The sequence below is a fragment of the Streptosporangium sp. NPDC006930 genome, from assembly GCF_040635605.1.
Lineage (GTDB): Bacteria > Actinomycetota > Actinomycetes > Streptosporangiales > Streptosporangiaceae > Streptosporangium.
Window position 1 is genome coordinate 108,958 of record NZ_JBEYID010000010.1, and the last position, 18,313, is coordinate 127,270.

Consider the following 18,313-nt stretch of genomic DNA (forward strand, 5'->3'; position numbering starts at 1 on the left):
CCTTCCTGACCGCCTCGCGGTTCGGTCAGCGTTCTTCCAGCATGTCGGTGACCGGCCGGCGGACTCCCTTGCCCTCGTCGAAGGTGACGCCCAGACGCATGATCATCTGGGGGTACTCCTGCGAGCACAACTCCTGACGCAGGAATTCCCGCAGGTGAAAAATCTCCAGAGCCTGGGTGTGGAAGGCCGCGCTGAGACCGTGGGCGCAGGCGCGCAGCAGGACGCGCTGCAACGTCTGACCGGCCGTGATCCAGTCCTCGCGGGAGTCGCCCTTCGTGGTCAGGACCGCCACGACACCGGTGGAGACGGAGAAGAACTGGTCGCTCTCGCTGCCCCAGGGATGGCCGTGGGTGTAGTCACGCTGGGCGAAGTGCGGGCGGGTCCGCCGGGGAGTGCGCGGGTAGCCCTCGGCCGGGACCCCGTCCGCGCGGGCGCTACCCGGCGGCCGCGCCCAGCGGATCAGCTCCAGCGACAGCGCCCGGTCCTGCGACTGCACGTCCTGGGCGGCGCAGGTGATCGCGGCGAGCACCCGGATCGCCGCCTCGGAGCGGACCGGTGTCAGCCGCGCCCCCTCACCGTCCGCCTCGGCCACCAGCGTCTCGACAAGACGCTCCGGGACGGGCAGCTCGGTGAAACCGGCCCGGTGGGTGCGGCGACGCTCGATCTCGGCATACAACAGCCGGGCGCTCTCGTCGGCGGGTATGGCCGCTCCCGGCCGTATCGTGGCCAGCAGCGCCGGGCGGTCGGGGTCGGGCAGCACACGCACGTGCGGCTCGTAGCCGAGCGCGCGCAGCGCGAGCCGCACGTTCATCAGGGCCGCGCCACAACTGATCAGCATCTCCCGGCCGGCGGCGTCACCGATCCGCAGTTTCCTGTCGCTGTCGGCGCGCAACGCGATCTCGTCGCCGTCGACACCGAAGGACCACGGCTGGGTGTTGTGCACCGACGGTGCCCACGTGGCGGCCTGAAGCGCCGTGCGGATCACCGAGGTGATCTCCTCGCCGGTGCGGACGTTCATGATCTTCCCCTTGTCCATCAGTTCCTCCCGAGGGGACCGTCGCCTTCAGGCGACGGGGGAATCGGGAGCGGGAGGGCCGTCCAGGCCCGAGTGTGTAGTGGCCTGACAGGTTCGCGCATTCCGCGTCGCCTCTTTCCGGTATTCGATACGGTCTCCCAGCAGGCCACCCTGCGCCGCCTGGACAAGGCGTTCGCCGCGTTCTTCGCCCGCGTCAAGGCCGCCCTCGCGTTGGTTCGCGACTACGACGTGATCGTGCACGAGGACCTGCGGATCGCGAACCTGACCCGCTCGGCGTCCGGCACGCTTCAGGCGCCCGGCAGTAACGTGGCGGCCGAGTCCGGTCTCAATCGCAGCATCCTGGACGCGGGCTGGGGGGTGTTCCTGACGATCCTGTCGCACAAGGCTGAAAGCGCCGGTCGAGAGCTGATCGCGGTGAACCCCGCCAACGCCTCCCGCACCTGTGCCCGTTGCGGGCACTGCGCGAAGGGCAACCGCCCCACCCAAGCCGAGTTCCGGTGCGTATCGTGCGGGCATGCCGCGCACGCCGACGTGAACGCGGCGACCAACATCCTCAGGGCAGGGCTTGCCCTTCGCGACGCCGCGCGAGCGGCTTAACGAGAAGCCGCTCCCTTCAGGGAGCGGAGGAGTCACGGTCTCACCCCTGTCACAGGAACGGCGGAACGGGAACGAGGTCATCGGATCGGCAGGTGAGGGCGTTCTCGACCTCGAGGACACCCTCGATCTCGCCGACCGCCGCGACCAGGGGCGCGATCTGCGACCGGAAGGGGAGCCGCCCTCTCAGCGTGACCACCCCCGCCTCGACGGCCACGCTCATCGCCTCCGGGGCGACGGCGAGCCGGTCACGGACCTCGGCGACCTCGCGTTCGATCTCCTCGGCCGGGCGGGCGAAGACCTTGAGCAGATCGCTCTGGTGAACGGTGCCGGTGATACGCCCGGTGACCGCGTCGATCACCGGTAGCTGCTTGATCCGATGCCGGTGCATCAGCCGTGCCGCGTCCCGGACGGCGGCGTCCTTCGTGATGGTGATCGCGGGGGTGGTCATGATCTGCCTGGCCGTGCCGCCCGCGGCTTTACGGTGCTCCTGGCGTCTTTTGTGACTGTCGAAGACGCCGCCGGCGCGCGCGCCCGAATCGGTCTCCCTGAGCAGAAGATCATCGTCGGAGACCACGCCGATGGGATGATCGTCGGCGTCGATGACGGTGAGCGCGCCGACCTTGAAGCGTCGCATGGCGTCGACCATCTCGGCGAACGTCGCCTCCGGCCGCACCGCGATCGCCGTGCCGCCCATGACTTCCCTGACCTTCATGACGCACCTCCTCACGACGAGCATCGCAAGGCGGTCCTGGGGGCGTCAGCGGCGAAAGTCCCTGAACAGGAGGACTTATGGTCTGCGCGCGACGATGATCTGCCATCTCGTGCCCCGCACCCGTCCCAGGGCGGACGCGGGGCACCGGGGCGGGTTCTTTAGTGGGGCCAGGTCCAGTCGCGGATCTCGGGCAGGTCCTCACCGTGCTCGCGGGTGTAGGCGCGGGCGGTCAGGCGGGCGTCGACCATGTGCTGGCGCAGGTGCGCCGACCGCTCGGCCAGCCCGGGAACCCGGTCGATGACGTCCATCACGAGATGGAACCGGTCGATGTCGTTGAGCATGACCATGTCGAACGGCGTGGTCGTGGTGCCCTCCTCCTTGTAACCCCGCACGTGGATGTTCTCGTGACCGTTGCGCCGATACGTCAGACGATGGATCAGCCACGGATAGCCGTGGAAGTTGAAGATGATCGGCCGGTCAGCGGTGAACACCGTGTCGAAGTCCGCGTCCGACATGCCGTGCGGATGCTCCGACGGCGGCTGCAACCGCATCAGGTCCACCACGTTGACCACCCTGACCCGTAGTTCGGGCAGATGCTCACGCAGCAGCGCGGCCGCCGCCAGCGTCTCCAGGGTGGGCACGTCGCCCGCGCACGCCAGCACCACATCCGGCTCGACGCCGGCGTCGGTGCTGGCCCACTCCAGGATGCCCAGCCCTCGGGTGCAGTGGGCGATCGCCTCGTCCATCCCCATCAGATCCAGCACCGGCTGCTTACCCGCCACGATCACGTTCACGTAGTCGCGCGAGCGCAGGCAGTGATCGGCCGTCGACAGCAGCGTGTTGGCGTCCGGCGGCAGATAAACCCGCACCACCTCGGCCTTCTTGTTCATCACCACGTCCAGGAAGCCGGGGTCCTGGTGGGAGAAACCGTTGTGATCCTGGCGCCACACGTGCGACGACAGCAGATAGTTCAGCGAGGCCACCGGGCGACGCCAGCCGATCTTCCGCGAGGACTCCAGCCACTTGGCGTGCTGGTTGAACATCGCGTCGATGATGTGGATGAACGCCTCGTAGCAGTTGAACAACCCGTGGCGGCCGGTCAGCAGGTAGCCCTCAAGCCAGCCCTGACACAGGTGCTCACTGAGCACCTCCATCACCCGGCCGCCCGCCTGGAGGTGGTCGTCCCCATCGCGGATCTCGGCGTTCCAGGCGCGGTCGGTGACCTCGAAGACCGCCTGCAGCCGGTTGGAGGCGGTCTCGTCGGGGCCCATCAGCCGGAAGGTCTCGGGGTTGGCGGCGATGACGTCGCGCAGAAACTCACCCAGCACCCGGGTGGGCTCACTGCTGGCGGTGGCCGGTGAGGTGACCTTGACCGCGTGCTCGCGAAAATCGCCCAACGCCAGCGGTCGCAGCAGTTCGCCGCCGTTGGCATGCGGGTTGGCGCTCATCCGCAGCGGCCCTTCGGGCACTGTGGCCAGGATCTCGGCCACCGGCCGCCCGTCGGCGTCGAACAACTCCTGCGGCCGGTACGAGCGCATCCACTGCTCCAGCATCGCCAGGTGTTCGCCGTTGTCGCGCACCCCCGACAGCGGCACCTGGTGCGAGCGCCAGGTGCCCTCCACCGGCAGGCCGTCGACCCGCTTGGGGCCGGTCCACCCCTTCGGCGTCCGCAAAACGATCATCGGTAGCCGGTCGGCCCGTCCCCGCCGGTAGTCGGCGATCTGCTCCCAGACCGTCTCCAGCGTCTGGGCCATGAGCTCGTGCATCGCCTCGGGCTCGTCCCCGGCCACCACGTGCGGACGGTATCCGTACCCCTCCATCAGCGCGAGGAGCTCTTCTTCCGGAATACGGGCCAGCACGGTGGGATTGGCGATCTTGTAGCCGTTCAGGTGCAGGATCGGCAACACCACGCCGTCACGGCTTGGATCGAGGAACTTGTTGGAGTGCCAGCTGGCCGCCAGCGGCCCGGTCTCGGCCTCTCCGTCCCCGATGACACACGCCACCACCAGCTCCGGGTTGTCGAACGCGGCCCCGTAGGCATGCACCAGCGCGTACCCGAGCTCCCCGCCCTCGTGGATCGAACCAGGCGTCTCGGGCGCCACATGGCTGGGAATGCCACCGGGAAAGGAGAACTGCCGGAACAACCGCCGCATCCCCTCCCCGTCACGGGAGATGTCGGGATAGCACTCGGTGTAGGAACCTTCCAGCCAGGCATGCGCCACCGCCGCCGGGCCGCCGTGGCCCGGACCGGCGATATAGATCATGTCCTGGTCGCGTTCGGTGATGATCCGGTTCAGGTGGGCGAAGCAGAAGTTCAGTCCCGGAGTGGTCCCCCAGTGTCCCAGCAGCCGCGGCTTGATGTGCTCGGGCCGCAACGGCTCGGTCAGCAGCGGGTTGTCCAGCAGGTAGATCTGACCGACCGACAGATAGTTGGCCGCGCGCCAGTAGGCGTCGACATGCGCGAGTGCGTCCATACATCGACAGTTCCTCGGCTGAGGCGTTCAAACCCCGATACGGCGAACACGTTCGTCACATCGCGCGGCGCGGGCGCACCACACGCACGAGGGCGTACAGGGACCAACGGGGGCGGGGGCAGGCGCGTGGAACCACCACCGGACCTCGCCTCGCCATGATCGACAGCTCCTTCCCCCTACCGGATCGGGATGGAATGGACGAAGATCTCCGGGTGAGCCGGGAGTGCCGTACGGACGCGTTCGAAGTCGCCGCGGTTCACATCGCCGGGAGCATCGGGACGCCGCCCCGGGAGCACAGCGGTACCTCGGGGTGAGACGCCATCCGACGAGAGGAGCCCCTGAGTGAAGGTCGCCATTGTCGGCGGAGGTCTCGGCGGGTTGACCGCCGCCCTGCTCCTGCGGCAGGCCGGTGTCGAGGCCGTCGTGTACGAGCAGGCCGCCGAGCTGCGCGAGGTGGGAGCGGGGATCGGAGTGAGCCCCAACATGGTCCGCCCTCTGGTGCGGGCCGGGCTCGGCGAGCGGCTGGCCTCCTTCGCCGTCCCCATGGATGCCGCCTGGGAGTTGAGGCGCTGGGAGGACGGCCGGGTGCTGGCCTCCCAGACGATGGGCGAGGAGTGCCGGCGGCTGTACGGCAGCGACTTCTACGTCGCGCACCGCGCCGACCTGCTCGACATGCTGTTGAGGGCGCTGCCCGAGGACGTCATCAGGACCGATCGGCGACTGGAGGTGCTACGGCAGGCCCCCGACGGGGTCGAGCTGACCTTCGGCACGGCCACAGGCGCGAGGGCGACGGTGGTCGCCGACGCGGTGATCGGCGCCGACGGCATCCACTCGGCGGTCCGGCCCACGATCGTCGACGAGGAGCCCCCGCGCTTCTCCGGGCTCTGCGCCTACCGGTGCCTCATCGACGCCGAGCGGGCCCCTGAGCTGGCGGTGCGCCGGGTGCAGACACTCTGGCTGGGGCCGGGGCGCCACTTCGTCCACTATCCCATCAGGGACAGAAAGCTGATCAACGTCGTCGCGATCGTGCCTGCGGGCGAGTGGCGCGTCGAGTCGTGGACGGCCGACGGGCGGCTTGAGGACCTGAGGGGCGAGTTCGAGACCTGGGACCCTCGGCTGAGAGGGCTGATCGCCGCGGCCACCGAGACCAAGCGCTGGGCCCTGTATGACCGCTCTCCCCTGGAACGCTGGACGTCGGGGCGGGTGACCCTGCTGGGGGACGCCGCCCACTCGATGCTGCCCTTCCTCGGTCAGGGCGCCGCCCAGGCGGTCGAGGACGCGGTGGTGCTCGCGATCTGCCTGCGCGAGGCCACCCGTGAGACGGCGGCGGAGGCGCTGGCCCGCTACGAGAGGATCCGCAGGCCCCGGGCCTCGCAGGTGCAGCTGATGAGCCGGGGCCGCGAGGTGCTGAACCATCTGCCCGACGGGCCCGCCCAGCTGGAACGCGACGCGGCCCTGGCCGCCAGCACTCCGCTCCGGCAGAGCGCCTGGCTTTACGGCCATGACCCCGAGACCGCCGTGGCGGACTGAAACGGTGATCCCGGCCGCGGACACGGCGGGCCTGACAGGCGGGCTCACCCGTAGGCGAAGCCTCGGCGAGGCTCGCCGCCGCGCTCCGGCGGGGCCCCGTTCATCTGCCGGCCTCGGCACGCAGCTCGGCGAGCAGTTCGCCCTGCTCGGCGAGAACCTCGGCCAGGATCGATCGCGCCACGGACATCAGGTCGGCCAGGTCCCTGGTGGACAGGGCGTAGACGACGGTGGCGCCGTCCCTGGTGGCGGTCACGACTCCCGCGCGGCGCAGCACGGCGAGTTGCTGGGAGAGGTTGGAGGCCTCGACGTCGATGGCGCTCAGAAGGTCCCGCACCGGCCGGGGGCCGTCCTGGAGGAGCTCCAGGACCTGGATGCGGACCGGATGGCCGAGGGTACGGAAGAATTCGGCCTTGGCCTGGTGCAGCGGCACCGGCATGATCAGGCAGCCCCGGCGGCAGGCCCGCCACCGGCGTGTCGTACGTCGACGCCGTGCTGGTCGGCGATGCGCAACAGGTTCTCCAGGCGCCCGGACAGGACCTCGATCGCGTGGTCGTCGAAGGCCTGGCGCATGAGCTCCAGCTCGCCGTCGACATCGGCGATGCGTGCCCGTAGCTCCGCCGCGAACTCGCTCATGTCCCCCATCTCCCGTGGATCAAGTCACTCCCCGGCGTCTGGTTTTATCGGCACACCGTTCCTCATGATGTGGCAAATTGCACAATTCTTCAAATCGTAATGACGTTGGCTATGATGGCGAAGGCCGTTTTCAACCAGGGCCCGCGGCCGGTTCGAGCCCGATCGATGACGGATCGACCGCGAAGCGGGATACTTGGTACGGCTACCGCAGGCTGACCTGCGGCGTCAGAGCGCGCCAGCCGGCGATGCGACAGTGACGAGGGGCCGAGCACGGCCTGCGCGAGGGAGTACAGCCAATGGGACGGGGCCGAGCCAAGGCTAAGCAGACGAAGGTTGCCCGTGAGCTGAAGTACAGCAGCCACAACATGGATCTTGACCGGTTGCGCAAGGAGCTTGGCGCCGGCGACGATCCCGCGCCGGAGAGCGAGGCCGACGACCCCACCGGCGAGCCCACCGGCAGGTGACACCGCGGACGGGCCCTGCCCCCGACTGCCCCCGACTGGCCCCGCCCGGCCGCCATGACACCGACGGAGTCCGCCCCCTGGCCTGGCGGCTCCGTCGTGAGGGTTCTTTTCGGCGTATCGAGCGGCCGTGAGCCGCCCGAGGAACATATCGATCGGCGGTGAACCCCCGAGGCGGTGTCCGCCGCGCCGGGGCGGATTCCGCGCAACATCCGGCAACATCATTGAGGCACCCGCCCAGGGCTGCTTACCGTCACGGTTGTGCGTACCGCAGCGTCGCGGTCGCACTCCCGGTCAGCGCGTCGACGGAGAGCTCTGGCGGGTCCCATTCATCTCTCGGTGACCGGCTTCCCTTCCTCGCCGTGCATCCGGGATCTGCCAGTTCACACGCCGTGGCCCCGGGACGAATCGCCGGATCGCGCGAGGTCGTGCCTCGCGTGGGCGGAAAGTCTCCCCGGGTCACGGCCACCATTCACCTCCCGCCTTCACCGCGCCACCGCGCCACCGCGCCTCAGCATGCCTTTCGGCCTCTCGCCCGGGATCGCCGGAGCCCTCTGGACAGACAGCACGGTTAACGCATGTCCTGACTTGTCCGGTTATGCTGACTGGTCCGATGGACATGAGCGGGTGGAGTTCCCCATGACGATCTCCTGCTGGGTGGCCGGAGCCACCTCGCGAGCCGTACCCGGCGGCCACGGACCGCGGCACGCGCGGGCCGGAACCTTCCCGCCGGAGGAACAGTGACGAACCGCTACGGACCCCAGTTCGGGCCTGACATCACCTTCCTCGGCGTAGAACGGTGCTCGCTGGACGATCCCGCGAGCTACGCGGGCGCCGACGTCGTGATCGTGGGCGCGCCGTTCGACGGCGGCACCTCACACCGGCCCGGCGCGCGCTTCGGACCACAGGCGATCCGGATGACCGACTACCTGCCGCACGACGGGGCGCGCCCCAGCCTGGCGCTGCGCACCGACGGCCTGCGCGACCTGCGCGTCCTGGACGCGGGTGACGTCGAGATGCCACCGGGCGACATCTCGACGTCACTGGCCGCCCTGGAGTCCGCCGTCGAGAAGGTCGCCCGCTCGGGGGCCATCCCGGTGATCCTGGGCGGTGACCACTCGATCGCCTTCCCCGACGCCAAGGGAGTGGCCAACGTCCTCGGGCACGGCCGGATCTCGATGATCCACTTTGATGCCCACGCGGACACCGGCGACATCGAGTTCGGCTCGCTGTGGGGCCACGGGCAGCCGATGCGCAGGCTCATCGAGTCGGGGGCGCTGCGCGGCGACCGCTTCCTGCAGGTTGGCCTGCGCGGCTACTGGCCGCCGCCGGAGACGCTGGACTGGATGGCCGAACGGGCGATGCGCTCGTACGAGATGACCGAGATCGTGCACCGCGGCCTGGACGAGTGCCTGACCGAGGCCTTCGCCATCGCCGTCGACGAGTGTGACGGCGTCTTCCTGTCTGTCGACATCGACGTGTGCGATCCGGGTCACGCCCCTGGCACGGGAACCCCGGAGCCAGGTGGCATCACCGCGCGCCAGCTCCTGGACTCCGTACGGCGCATCTGCCTGGAGCTGCCGGTCGTCGGCGTCGACGTCGTGGAGGTCAGTCCGCCCTACGACCACGCCGACATCACCGCCGCGCTGGCCAACCGCGTGGTCCTTGAGGCGTTGAGCGCCATCGCGCGGCGGCGGCGCGACGCCCGGGACGGGACCGTCTGGAACCCGCTGCTGCCACTGCTCGCCGAGCGCCCGGACCGCGGGGCCGACCGGCCGGGCGGGCAGGACCGCTGACTCGCCCGCCCAGATGCCTATCTGGTCCTCGGGCGGTTGCCCCATCTGGGCCTGCGGAACAGGTCTCGGCGTTCCAGCAGGTAGACGAGCTTCGAGACCGCGGTCCTGACGGCCTCCTCGTGGCGGTGACGCTTCTGCGGGACGACGGCGCTCCAGCGCTCCAGCAGGAGGGCGATCTCCTCGGCGAGTTCACCGATCACCCGGTAGCGGGTGCTGAAGGCGTAGAGGTCTCCGTGTATCTCGTTCACCAGGTCCTCGTCGACCCGGTGGGCGAGCGGCCTGACCCTGCTGAGGATTCCCGCCTCCATCGCCGGGGTGACCGGTGCCCGGCGGGCGTCGCCCTCGGGCACCATGATGAGGGCACGGACCCGCGCGACGGCCAGGGCGCGCTCGGCCTGCGGGGTCGCGGGGTGCTCGGCGAGGTCCAGGAGGCGGCGGAGGGTCTCCTGCGTCTTGTCGTCGAACATGGAAAACCCATTCCGCCTTCGCGTCTCCAGTGTCACCGGACCGGGAGGAAAAGGGGGAAGGTCTCGGCGCCGGCACCCACGCATGCCGCGCACGTGCGATCACATGCTATTCGACCCGATGGACTCTGATAGGCGGGACGCGTACCGGTGTGACCGGTGAGCGCGGGGTGAGTCGAGATATGCCCGGAAAGTGAGAGAGAGCCGCCGACGTCCCGGACCTCACCCGTCGCCGGACATCGGGCTGTGGTGTCGCGCCGGGACCGGGGCGGACGGCCAGACGATGGTACGTGCTGCGGCGACGCGTTTCCCGCTTTTCACCGGATCCGGTATGACACAGCCTCTCAGCTCGGCTTTTTCCACAAATAGCCCTACTTCTCAATTTTTCTGCGCATACAGTCCAGTTTTGTCGGACGGCGCCCCCTTCTCTGAAGGGTGGAGGAGAGTGGACGGGGTGGCTCACAGCCATGGATCCGATCGGTGACGATCTGCTCAGGACCATCAAGCCCGAACTCGGGTACCGGGAGGGGCCGGGCCAGCACAGCAAGTTCGGCGAGTGGTACGCGGTCAACGTGGCCCAGGACCCGCAGTACAGGACGGCCCCCTGGTGCGCGATGTTCATCGCCTGGGCGGCGGAGAAGGCGGGTGTGCAGGAGTACGTGGGGCAGTTCGCCTGGACCCCTTCGCAGGCCCGCTGGTTCGAGAACCACGGCGCGTGGACGCGGACGCCGGAGCCGGGGGCCCTGGTCTTCTTCGACTGGTCGGGTGGCAAGGACATCAAGGGGATCGACCACGTCGGCATCGTGGAAAGCGTGAACGGTGGAACGATCCACACCATCGAGGGAAACGTCGACCGGGTCTGGCTGAAGCGTAAGACCCGCGACCAGGGCAAGGTCGTCGGCTACGGCCTGCCCCGCAAGGTCAAGGAGAAACTGACGGCCATCTCGGGTGAGGACGGCACCGTTCCGCAGGTGGCCGGGCGGATCGAGGTCCGTCCCGCGCCCGCCCCCGGCGCGACCACCCCTGCGGAAACGCCTGGAACGTCTCCCGTCTCCATGGAGACCGCCGCGATCGCCGGACTGCTCGTCTTCATCCTCGGTACGACGTTCGTCCTGTCCCGGCTGCGTCTTCGCGCCTCCCGCGTCCCGGCGGGGCGGCACCGCAGGAGGAACGGGCGGGGGGAACACGCCGATCCGTGGATCGGCATGATGCCTCCGGTCACCGAGACACTCCCTCTCGCGCAGACACCTCCGGACTGGAAGGCGCTCCCTTCGACCGTGGTGTCCCATCCGGACGACCGGCCGGATGACGCGCCCCGGATCCGCGGGACGATCCGGGTGAGCAGGCCGAGCTGGGCGTACGAGCCGTACCGTGCGAGCCTGCCCGAACGCGCCGACGGCGTCTTCGGCCGCGTCGGCACCCGGATCGCCGGGCCGGGCCCGGAGGGGAGGCCGCGGCGCGGCACGCTGGAGGCACACGAGGGTGAGGAGGCGCGGGCCGCGTGACCGATCCTCCTCGGCCAACGGGCGAAGCCCGACAGGATCACCTGGGCACGCGCAGGCACCTGCAGGAATGAAAGGGATCGAACAGGCTCAGACAGCATCGGATGGGCATGCTCCGGGTCACGACGGGTTGCCCAATAAGGTTAGGCAAAGCTAAGTTGCTGAGGACGGTATTCCCTCGGCGAAGGCGGCACGATGACAGCGGGCGGCGAGCAGACCCTTGAGCGCGCGGCGGAGGTCCCGGCCTATCGCGGCCACCAGGTGGCGGTCCTGCGGACGGAGCGGCTCAGCCCGAGCTTCGTCCGGGTCACCTTCGGCGGCGAGGATCTGGCCGGCTTCGCCGACAACGGTTTCGACCAGCGGATCAAGGTGATCCTCCCGCTGCCCGACGGCAGCATCACCCCCCTGGGCGAGGGCGCCGACTGGTACCAGCGGTGGCGGGCACTCCCCGACGAGCTGCGCAACCCGATCCGCACCTACACCGTTCGCGCCGTGCGGCCCGACCTGCGCGAACTCGACGTCGACTTCGTCCTGCACGGCGAGACCGGCCCCGCCTCCCGGTGGGCGACCCATGCCTCCCCCGGCGACCGGGTCGTGGTGGTCGGCCCCAACGCCGCACACCCCGGCCCCACCGGCGGCCAGGAGTGGGCCCCGCCCGCCGGGGCGTCGCACCTGCTGCTCGCCGGGGACGAGACGGCCGTGCCCGCCATCGCCGCGATCGTCGAGTCGCTGTCCGGCTCCGTGCGTACCACGGCGCTGCTGGAGATCCCCAAGGCCGCCGACGCGCTCCGGCTCGACGTCCGTCCGGGCGTGAAGGTCACCTGGCTGCCCCGCAGGGGAGCCCGCCACGGCGACCTGCTCATCCCGGCCGTACGCGACACCCTGGGCGCGCTCACCGCTGAGCGCGCCGTCACCGGCGCCGCGAACCCGCTGGAGGACGTCGACGTCGACGCGGAGATCCTCTGGGAGGTCCCCGAGTCCTCGAAGGGCGACGGACTGTACGCCTGGCTGGCCGGCGAGGCGGGCATGGTCAAGCTGCTCCGCCGCCACCTGGTGCAGGAGGTCGGCGTCGACCGCTCCTCGGTGGCCTTCATGGGCTACTGGCGGCTGGGACGCTCGGAGAGCGCCTGAACGGGGGCCTGCCACATACCGTCACGCACACCGGCGCCCGGTGACGTGGCCCTCACCGGGGCGCCTTTGCCCTCCCCCGCACGAAACCTGCCGACTCCTTGACGCCGGAGGGGCCCCGGCAGGTGTCCGGGCCACGTAACTTGAGGGCGTGAGGTGCCCCGCTCGCGACGTGAGAAGGCCGGCATGACGGCAGCGGAATCCGCCCGTCAGGACCCGGCGGGCGCCTGCGGATACCGGCCCATCGCCGACCACGGACTCATCGGCGACCTGCGAACCGCGGCGCTGGTGGACACCGGCGGCACCATCGTCTGGTACTGCTGCCCCCGCTTCGACGCGCCCAGCGTGTTCGGCTCGATCCTGGACGCGAGCCGGGGCGGATCGTTCGAACTGGGCACGCGGGCACCGGCGAGCACCAAGCAGTTCTACTTCCCCGACACCAACGTGCTGATCACCCGTTTCTCAGCCGCCGACGGGGTGGGCGAGGTCCAGGACTTCATGCCGATCGTCGGCGGCACGTGCGACGACGCCCGGCACCGGCTGATCCGGCGGGTGAGATGCGTGCGCGGGTCGCTGTCGTTCCGCGCCCGGGTGGCTCCGCGCTTCGACTACGGCAGGCAGCCGCACGTCCTGAGCCTGTCCCAGGACCGGGCGGTCTTCGAGTCGCCGTCGCTGTCGCTGGCCCTGTCGTCCAGCACCGTCCTGGAGGCGGACGGCCAGGACGTGCGCTCGGAGTTCGAGCTCGACGAGGGCGAGTGCGCGGTGTTCGCCCTCGACAGGTTCGGCGACGACGTGGCGCCGCGCTCGTGCCCGATCGAGGAGGCCGAGCAGGAGTTCACCGCGACCGTGGCGTACTGGCGCCGCTGGCTGTCCTCCTCGACCTACCGGGGCCGGTGGCGGGAGATGGTGCACCGGTCCGCGCTCACGCTGAAGCTCCTCACCTACGCGCCGACCGGCGGGATCGTGGCCGCCGTGACGACCAGCCTGCCCGAGCAGATCGGCGGGGAGCGCAACTGGGACTACAGGTACGTCTGGATCCGCGACTCGGCATTCTGCGTGTACGCGCTGCTGCGGCTGGGCTTCGGCGAGGAGGCCGAGGCCTTCATGGGGTTTCTGTCACGGCACGTCAGCCGCGACGACGACGGCGGCCCCTCGGGTCCTCTGCAGATCATGTACGGCGTCGACGGGCGCACCGAGCTCCCCGAGATCGAGCTGGCCCACCTGGAGGGCTACCGGGGCTCGGCTCCGGTGCGCGTCGGGAACGCCGCGGTGGACCAGCTCCAGCTGGACATCTACGGCGCCCTCCTCGACTCGGTCTACCTCTACGACAAGTGGCACCGGCCGATATCCAGCGCCCTCTGGGAGGACGTCCACATCCTGGTGGACTGGGTCTGCGACAACTGGGACCGGCCCGACGAGGGCGTGTGGGAGACGCGCGGCGGGCGCAAGGACTTCGTCTACTCGCGGCTGATGTGCTGGGTGGCGATCGAACGGGCCATGCGGATGGCCGCCCACCGCGGGCTGCCCGCCGACACGCCCCGCTGGCAACTGGCCCGCGACGCGATCTACCGGCAGATCATGCGGCGCGGCTGGTCGGAGGAACTGCGGGCGTTCGTCCAGCACTTCGACGACGACGTCCTCGACTCCTCGGTGCTGATGATGCCGATGACGAAGTTCGTCTCCCCCACCGACCCCAAATGGCTGTCGACCCTCGACGCGCTCGGCGCGAACCTGGTGTCCGACTCGCTGGTCTACCGCTACGACCCCGAGGTCAGCCCGGACGGGCTGCGCGGCGAGGAGGGCACGTTCTCGATCTGCTCGTTCTGGTACGTCGAAGGGCTCACCCGGGCCGGGCGCCTGGACGAGGCACGGCTCGCGTTCGAGAAGATGCTCACCTACGCCAACCACCTCGGCCTGTACGCCGAGGAGATCGGGCGGACCGGCGAGCAGCTCGGCAACTTCCCGCAGGCCTTCACCCACCTCGCACTGATCAGCGCCGCGTTCAACCTCGACCACGCCCTGGGCTGAGCCGCTCCCCCTTGGCGTGCCTCCCACGCCCCCGGGTGTGGGAGGCACGCCAAGGGTTCTCGCCGGACATCGCCGAAACGGTGAAACCCGTGGAGCCCGGTGAAACCGCGGAGCCGCCCCGGTCAGACGCCGCCCTCCAGATCTCCCTCGGACTTGAGGTAGACCTCCTGCAGATCGCGCAGGACGGCGGGGTCGGGATGCTCCCACATGCCCCGCCCTGCCGCCTCCAGCAACCGCTCGGCGATCCCGTGCAGCGCCCACGGGTTGGACCTGGCCATGAACTCCTGGTTCTCCGGGTCCAGCACGTAGGTCGCGGCCAGCTTGTCGTACATCCAGTCGGCGACGACGCCGGTGGTGGCGTCGTAGCCGAACAGGTAGTCGACGGTGGCGGCCAGCTCGAAGGCCCCCTTGTAGCCGTGCCTGCGCATCGCGGCCAGCCAGCGGGGGTTCACCACCCTGGCGCGGAAGATCCTGGACGTCTCCTCGGAGAGCGTCCTGGTGCGGACCGCGTCGGGCCTGGTGCTGTCACCGATGTAGGCCGCCGGGGCCTTGCCGGTGAGCGCCCGGACTGTGGCGATCATGCCGCCGTGATACTGGAAGTAGTCGTCGGAGTCGGCGATGTCGTGCTCGCGGGTGTCGACGTTCTTGGCCGCCACGGCGATCCTGCGGTAGGCCGTCTCCATGTCCTGCCTGGCGGGAACGCCGTCGACGCCCCTGCCGTAGGCGAAGCCGCCCCAGACCGCGTACACCTCGGCCAGATCGGCGTCGTCGCGCCAGTTGCGGCTGTCGATCAGCGGCAGCAGCCCGGCGCCGTAGGCCCCGGGCCGGGAGCCGAAGATGCGCATGGTGGCTCTGCGCTCGTCTCCGTGCTCGGCCTGGTCGGCGAGCACGTGCGCCCGCACGTAGTTGATCTCCTCGGGTTCGGCCAGCCCGGCCGCCAGCCGTACGGCGTCGTCCAGCATCGCCACGACGTGCGGGAAGGCGTCGCGGAAGAAGCCGCTGATCCGGATGGTGACGTCCACGCGCGGACGGCCCAGTTCGGTGGCCGGGATCGGCTCCAGGCCGGTGACGCGGCGCGAGGCCTCGTCCCAGAGCGGCCGCACGCCCAGCAGCGCCAGCACCTCGGCGACGTCGTCGCCCGCGGTGCGCATCGCGCTGGTCCCCCAGACCGACAACCCGACCGAACGCGGCCAGTCACCGGTGTCGGCGCGGTAGCGCTCCAGCAGGGAGTCGGCCATCGCCTGGCCGGTCTCCCACGCCAGTCTGCTCGGCACGGCCTTGGGGTCGACCGAGTAGAAGTTGCGGCCGGTGGGGAGCACGTTGATCAGCCCGCGCAGCGGCGAACCGCTCGGCCCGGCGGGCACGTAGCCGCCGTCTAGGGCGTGCAGGATCGCGTCGATCTCGTCGGTGGTGCGCGCCAGCCGGGGCACGACCTCGACGGCGGCGAACCGCAGGATCCGCTCCACCTCCCCCAGGTCCGCGCCGCGTGCGTCAGCCGCGACGGACGCCCCGGATCCGCCGTCCCGACCGGTCACTCCGGCCGAGCCCGTCGAGGCGCTGGAGTCGTTGTGGCCGGTGTCGTCGGCCCGGCCCAGGACCTCGGCGGTCACCTCCCCTGCCGCGGCCGGGTCCCAGCCGCGGTGTTCCATCGCCTCGACCAGGGCGCGGGCCAGGGTCTCGGCGTCGTCGACGCCGATCCGTCCCGCGCTGCCGTCCTCGGCCAGGCCCAGGGCCTCGCGCAACCCGACGAGCGCCTCGCCGCCCGCCCACATCTGCCGGGCGCGGAGCATGGCCAGGACCAGGTCGACGCGCGGTTCCCCTTCGGGAGCGGCTCCCAGCACATGCAGGCCGTCGCGGATCTGAACGTCCTTGACCTCGCACAGCCAGCCGTCGATGTGCAGCAGGAAGTCGTCGAACTCGGCGTCGTGGGGACGGCCTGTGACCCCGAGGTCGTGGTCGAGCCTCGCGGCCTGGATGAGCGTCCAGATCTGGGCGCGGATCGCGGGCAGCTTGGCCGGGTCCATCGCCGCGATGGAGGCGTGCTCGTCGAGGAGCTGCTCCAGCCTGGCCATGTCCCCGTAGCTGTCGGCGCGGGCCATCGGCGGGACGAGGTGGTCGACCAGGGTGGCGTGGGCGCGGCGCTTGGCCTGGGTGCCCTCGCCCGGGTCGTTCACCAGGAACGGGTAGACGAGCGGCAGGTCGCCGAGCGCGGCGTCCGGGCCGCAGGAGGCCGACAGGCCCGCCGACTTGCCGGGCAGCCACTCCAGGTTGCCGTGCTTGCCCACGTGGACCACGGCGTGCGCGCCGAAGCCGTCGGCCAGCCAGCGGTAGGCGGCCAGGTAGTGGTGGCTGGGCGGCAGGTCGGGATCGTGATAGATCGCGATGGGATTCTCGCCGAAGCCGCGCGGCGGCTGCACCATGACCACCACGTTGCCGGAACGCAGCGCGGCCAGCACGATCTCGCCCTCGGGATCGTGCGAGCGGTCCACGAACAGCTCGCCGGGCGCCGGGCCCCAGTGCTCCTCCATCCGGGCGCGCAGGTCCGCGGGGAGGGTGGCGTACCACTCGGCGTACCGGCTCGCCGCGATGCGCACCGGGTTTCCCGCGAGCTGCTCCTCGGTGAGCCAGTCCTGGTCCTGCCCACCCGCGGCGATCAGCGCGTGAATGAGCGCGTCGCCGTCCTGCCCGCTCACCCCGGGCAGCTCGTCCTCGGCGCCGATGTCGTAACCGCGCTCGCGGAGCGCGGCCAGCAGCCGTACCAGGCTGGCCGGGGTGTCCAGGCCGACGGCGTTGCCGATGCGCGCGTGCTTGGTGGGATAGGCCGACAGCATCAGCACCAGCCGCCGCTCGGCGGGCGGGATGTGCCGCAGCGCGGCGTGGCGCACCGCGATGCCCGCCACCCGCGAGGCCCGCTCGGGATCGGCCACGTAGACGGTGAGCCCGTCCTCGTCGATCTCCTTGAAGGAGAACGGCACAGTGATGATCCGCCCGTCGAACTCGGGGATCGCGACCTGGGTGGCGGCGTCCAGCGGGGACAGGCCGTCGTCGTTCTCCTCCCAGGAGGCCCGGCTGCTCGTCAGGCACAATCCCTGCAGGATCGGCACGTCCAGCTCGGCGAGCGCGCCGACGTCCCAGGCCTCGTCGTCCCCGCCCGCCGACGCGGTCGCCGGGCGGGTGCCGCCCGCAGCGAGCACGGTCACCACCAGGGCGTCCACCGTGCGCAGGACCTCCAGCAGGCCGGGTTCGGCGGTGCGCAGCGAGGCGCAGTACACCGGCAGTGCCCGCGCGCCCGCGTCCTCGATCGCCGAGCAGAGCGCCTCGACGAAGGCGGTGTTCCCCGCCACGTGGTGGGCCCGGTAGTAGAGCACCCCGACGACGGGTCCGTCCTGGCCGCGCGTCTCGCGCGTCGGCGTTCCCCAGGTGGGGGTGGGCTCGGGCGCGGCGAACCCGTGGCCGGTGAGCAGCAGCGTGTCGGACAGGAAGTGATGCAGCTCGGTCAGGTTGGCCGGGCCGCCGTGGGCGAGGTAGGCGTGCGTCTCGGCGCAGACCCCGCCGGGCACGGTGGACAGCTCCATCAACTCGGCGTCCGGCGCCTGCTCGCCGCCGAGGACGACGACGGGCCGAGGTCCGGCGAGCAGGGCGTCCAGCCCTTCCTCCCAGGCGCGGCGCCCGCCGAGCAGGCGGACCACGACCAGGTCGGCGCCCTCCAGCAGCGGCGGGAGGTCGGCGGCGGCGAGTCTGGCGGGGTTGCCGAGCCGGTAGTCCGCGCCGCTCGCGCGGGCGCTCAGCAGGTCGGTGTCGGAGGTCGAGAGCAGCAGGATCACGCGCCACACTCCGGGAGAGGAGTGGCGGTACGGCCCGCGGGAGCCGCGATGCGGCGGGAGAGCCGCGACGTCGCGGTGTGACGCAGGAACGGCGGTGTCACACCATGATGTGGCGACCCCGATGCCGC

At 70.6% G+C, this 18,313-nt stretch carries 14 protein-coding genes; 7 read left to right on the forward strand and 7 right to left on the reverse strand.

Annotation, left to right across the window (positions count from 1 at the left end; all coding sequences use genetic code 11):
• Positions 1-25 precede the first annotated feature (25 nt).
• On the reverse strand, positions 26-1,036 hold the full coding sequence (locus tag ABZ664_RS19350; protein WP_362511174.1) for a hypothetical protein: 1,011 nt from the start codon (positions 1,034-1,036) through the stop codon (positions 26-28).
• A gap of 72 nt (positions 1,037-1,108) precedes the next feature.
• Between ABZ664_RS19350 and ABZ664_RS19355 the strand changes: the two genes are divergently transcribed.
• A complete protein-coding gene (locus ABZ664_RS19355; protein ID WP_362511177.1) occupies positions 1,109-1,633 on the forward strand; it encodes a transposase in 525 nt (174 codons plus the stop codon).
• Positions 1,634-1,682: 49 nt separating this feature from the next.
• Here the strand turns inward: ABZ664_RS19355 and ABZ664_RS19360 are convergent, their stop codons facing one another.
• Both ABZ664_RS19360 and ABZ664_RS19365 read right to left on the reverse strand, forming a co-directional pair.
• Complete coding sequence (locus tag ABZ664_RS19360) at positions 1,683-2,345, reverse strand: CBS domain-containing protein (protein ID WP_362511180.1); 663 nt, start codon at positions 2,343-2,345, stop codon at positions 1,683-1,685.
• Between the two features lie 158 nt (positions 2,346-2,503).
• Positions 2,504-4,819, reverse strand: coding sequence for a phosphoketolase family protein (locus ABZ664_RS19365; protein WP_362511183.1), 2,316 nt, complete (start codon positions 4,817-4,819; stop codon positions 2,504-2,506).
• A gap of 342 nt (positions 4,820-5,161) precedes the next feature.
• Here ABZ664_RS19365 and ABZ664_RS19370 point away from each other — a divergent pair, with 342 nt between their 5' ends.
• Entirely contained in the window at positions 5,162-6,349 is a 1,188-nt protein-coding gene (locus ABZ664_RS19370) for an FAD-dependent monooxygenase (RefSeq protein WP_362511186.1), read from the forward strand.
• A gap of 100 nt (positions 6,350-6,449) precedes the next feature.
• Here ABZ664_RS19370 and ABZ664_RS19375 read toward each other — a convergent pair whose 3' ends face one another.
• Together ABZ664_RS19375 and ABZ664_RS19380 are read right to left on the reverse strand one after the other, a co-directional pair.
• Positions 6,450-6,785, reverse strand: a complete 336-nt coding sequence (locus ABZ664_RS19375; RefSeq protein WP_350946379.1) for a metalloregulator ArsR/SmtB family transcription factor — start codon at positions 6,783-6,785, stop codon at positions 6,450-6,452.
• Positions 6,786-6,787: 2 nt separating this feature from the next.
• Positions 6,788-6,982, reverse strand: a complete 195-nt coding sequence (locus tag ABZ664_RS19380; RefSeq protein ID WP_350946211.1) for a hypothetical protein — start codon at positions 6,980-6,982, stop codon at positions 6,788-6,790.
• 296 nt (positions 6,983-7,278) lie between these two features.
• Between ABZ664_RS19380 and ABZ664_RS19385 the strand changes: the two genes are divergently transcribed.
• The gene (locus tag ABZ664_RS19385; protein ID WP_362511191.1) at positions 7,279-7,446 is read left to right on the forward strand and encodes a DUF3073 domain-containing protein; all 168 of its coding nucleotides are present in this window, start codon (positions 7,279-7,281) and stop codon (positions 7,444-7,446) included.
• A 737-nt stretch (positions 7,447-8,183) separates the two neighbouring features.
• Positions 8,184-9,239 (forward strand): agmatinase, encoded by a 1,056-nt coding sequence (gene speB / locus ABZ664_RS19390; RefSeq protein ID WP_362511194.1) that lies wholly within the window; start codon positions 8,184-8,186, stop codon positions 9,237-9,239.
• Between the two features lie 17 nt (positions 9,240-9,256).
• On the opposite strand, the gene ABZ664_RS19395 is transcribed toward speB, so the two are convergent.
• Positions 9,257-9,706, reverse strand: a complete 450-nt coding sequence (locus ABZ664_RS19395; RefSeq protein WP_362511197.1) for a hypothetical protein — start codon at positions 9,704-9,706, stop codon at positions 9,257-9,259.
• A 464-nt stretch (positions 9,707-10,170) separates the two neighbouring features.
• On the opposite strand from ABZ664_RS19395, the gene ABZ664_RS19400 reads away from it, so the two are divergent.
• From ABZ664_RS19400 to ABZ664_RS19410, 3 genes are all read left to right on the forward strand, one after another.
• On the forward strand, positions 10,171-11,208 hold the full coding sequence (locus ABZ664_RS19400) for a CHAP domain-containing protein (RefSeq protein WP_362511200.1): 1,038 nt from the start codon (positions 10,171-10,173) through the stop codon (positions 11,206-11,208).
• Positions 11,209-11,400: 192 nt separating this feature from the next.
• Positions 11,401-12,336 carry a siderophore-interacting protein gene (locus tag ABZ664_RS19405; protein ID WP_362511203.1) on the forward strand — a complete coding sequence of 312 codons (936 nt, stop codon included), beginning with the start codon at positions 11,401-11,403 and terminating at the stop codon, positions 12,334-12,336.
• A gap of 183 nt (positions 12,337-12,519) precedes the next feature.
• Positions 12,520-14,361 (forward strand): glycoside hydrolase family 15 protein, encoded by a 1,842-nt coding sequence (locus tag ABZ664_RS19410; RefSeq protein ID WP_362511206.1) that lies wholly within the window; start codon positions 12,520-12,522, stop codon positions 14,359-14,361.
• A gap of 122 nt (positions 14,362-14,483) precedes the next feature.
• Here ABZ664_RS19410 and cobN read toward each other — a convergent pair whose 3' ends face one another.
• Entirely contained in the window at positions 14,484-18,194 is a 3,711-nt protein-coding gene (cobN, locus tag ABZ664_RS19415) for a cobaltochelatase subunit CobN (protein ID WP_362511209.1), read from the reverse strand.
• Between the last annotated feature and the right edge of the window lie 119 nt (positions 18,195-18,313).

Excerpts from the sequence above, each read along its gene's own strand:
- ABZ664_RS19360 (WP_362511180.1), bottom strand. The coding sequence starts at position 2,345 with ATGAAGGTCAGGGAAGTCATGGGCGGCACGGCGATCGCGGTGCGGCCG.
- ABZ664_RS19410 (WP_362511206.1), top strand. The coding sequence starts at position 12,520 with ATGACGGCAGCGGAATCCGCCCGTCAGGACCCGGCGGGCGCCTGCGGA.
- ABZ664_RS19380 (WP_350946211.1), bottom strand. The coding sequence starts at position 6,982 with ATGAGCGAGTTCGCGGCGGAGCTACGGGCACGCATCGCCGATGTCGAC.
- ABZ664_RS19405 (WP_362511203.1), top strand. The coding sequence starts at position 11,401 with ATGACAGCGGGCGGCGAGCAGACCCTTGAGCGCGCGGCGGAGGTCCCG.
- ABZ664_RS19400 (WP_362511200.1), top strand. The coding sequence starts at position 10,171 with ATGGATCCGATCGGTGACGATCTGCTCAGGACCATCAAGCCCGAACTC.
- ABZ664_RS19375 (WP_350946379.1), bottom strand. The coding sequence starts at position 6,785 with ATGCCGGTGCCGCTGCACCAGGCCAAGGCCGAATTCTTCCGTACCCTC.
- ABZ664_RS19365 (WP_362511183.1), bottom strand. The coding sequence starts at position 4,819 with ATGGACGCACTCGCGCATGTCGACGCCTACTGGCGCGCGGCCAACTAT.
- ABZ664_RS19385 (WP_362511191.1), top strand. The coding sequence starts at position 7,279 with ATGGGACGGGGCCGAGCCAAGGCTAAGCAGACGAAGGTTGCCCGTGAG.
- ABZ664_RS19395 (WP_362511197.1), bottom strand. The coding sequence starts at position 9,706 with ATGTTCGACGACAAGACGCAGGAGACCCTCCGCCGCCTCCTGGACCTC.
- ABZ664_RS19350 (WP_362511174.1), bottom strand. The coding sequence starts at position 1,036 with ATGGACAAGGGGAAGATCATGAACGTCCGCACCGGCGAGGAGATCACC.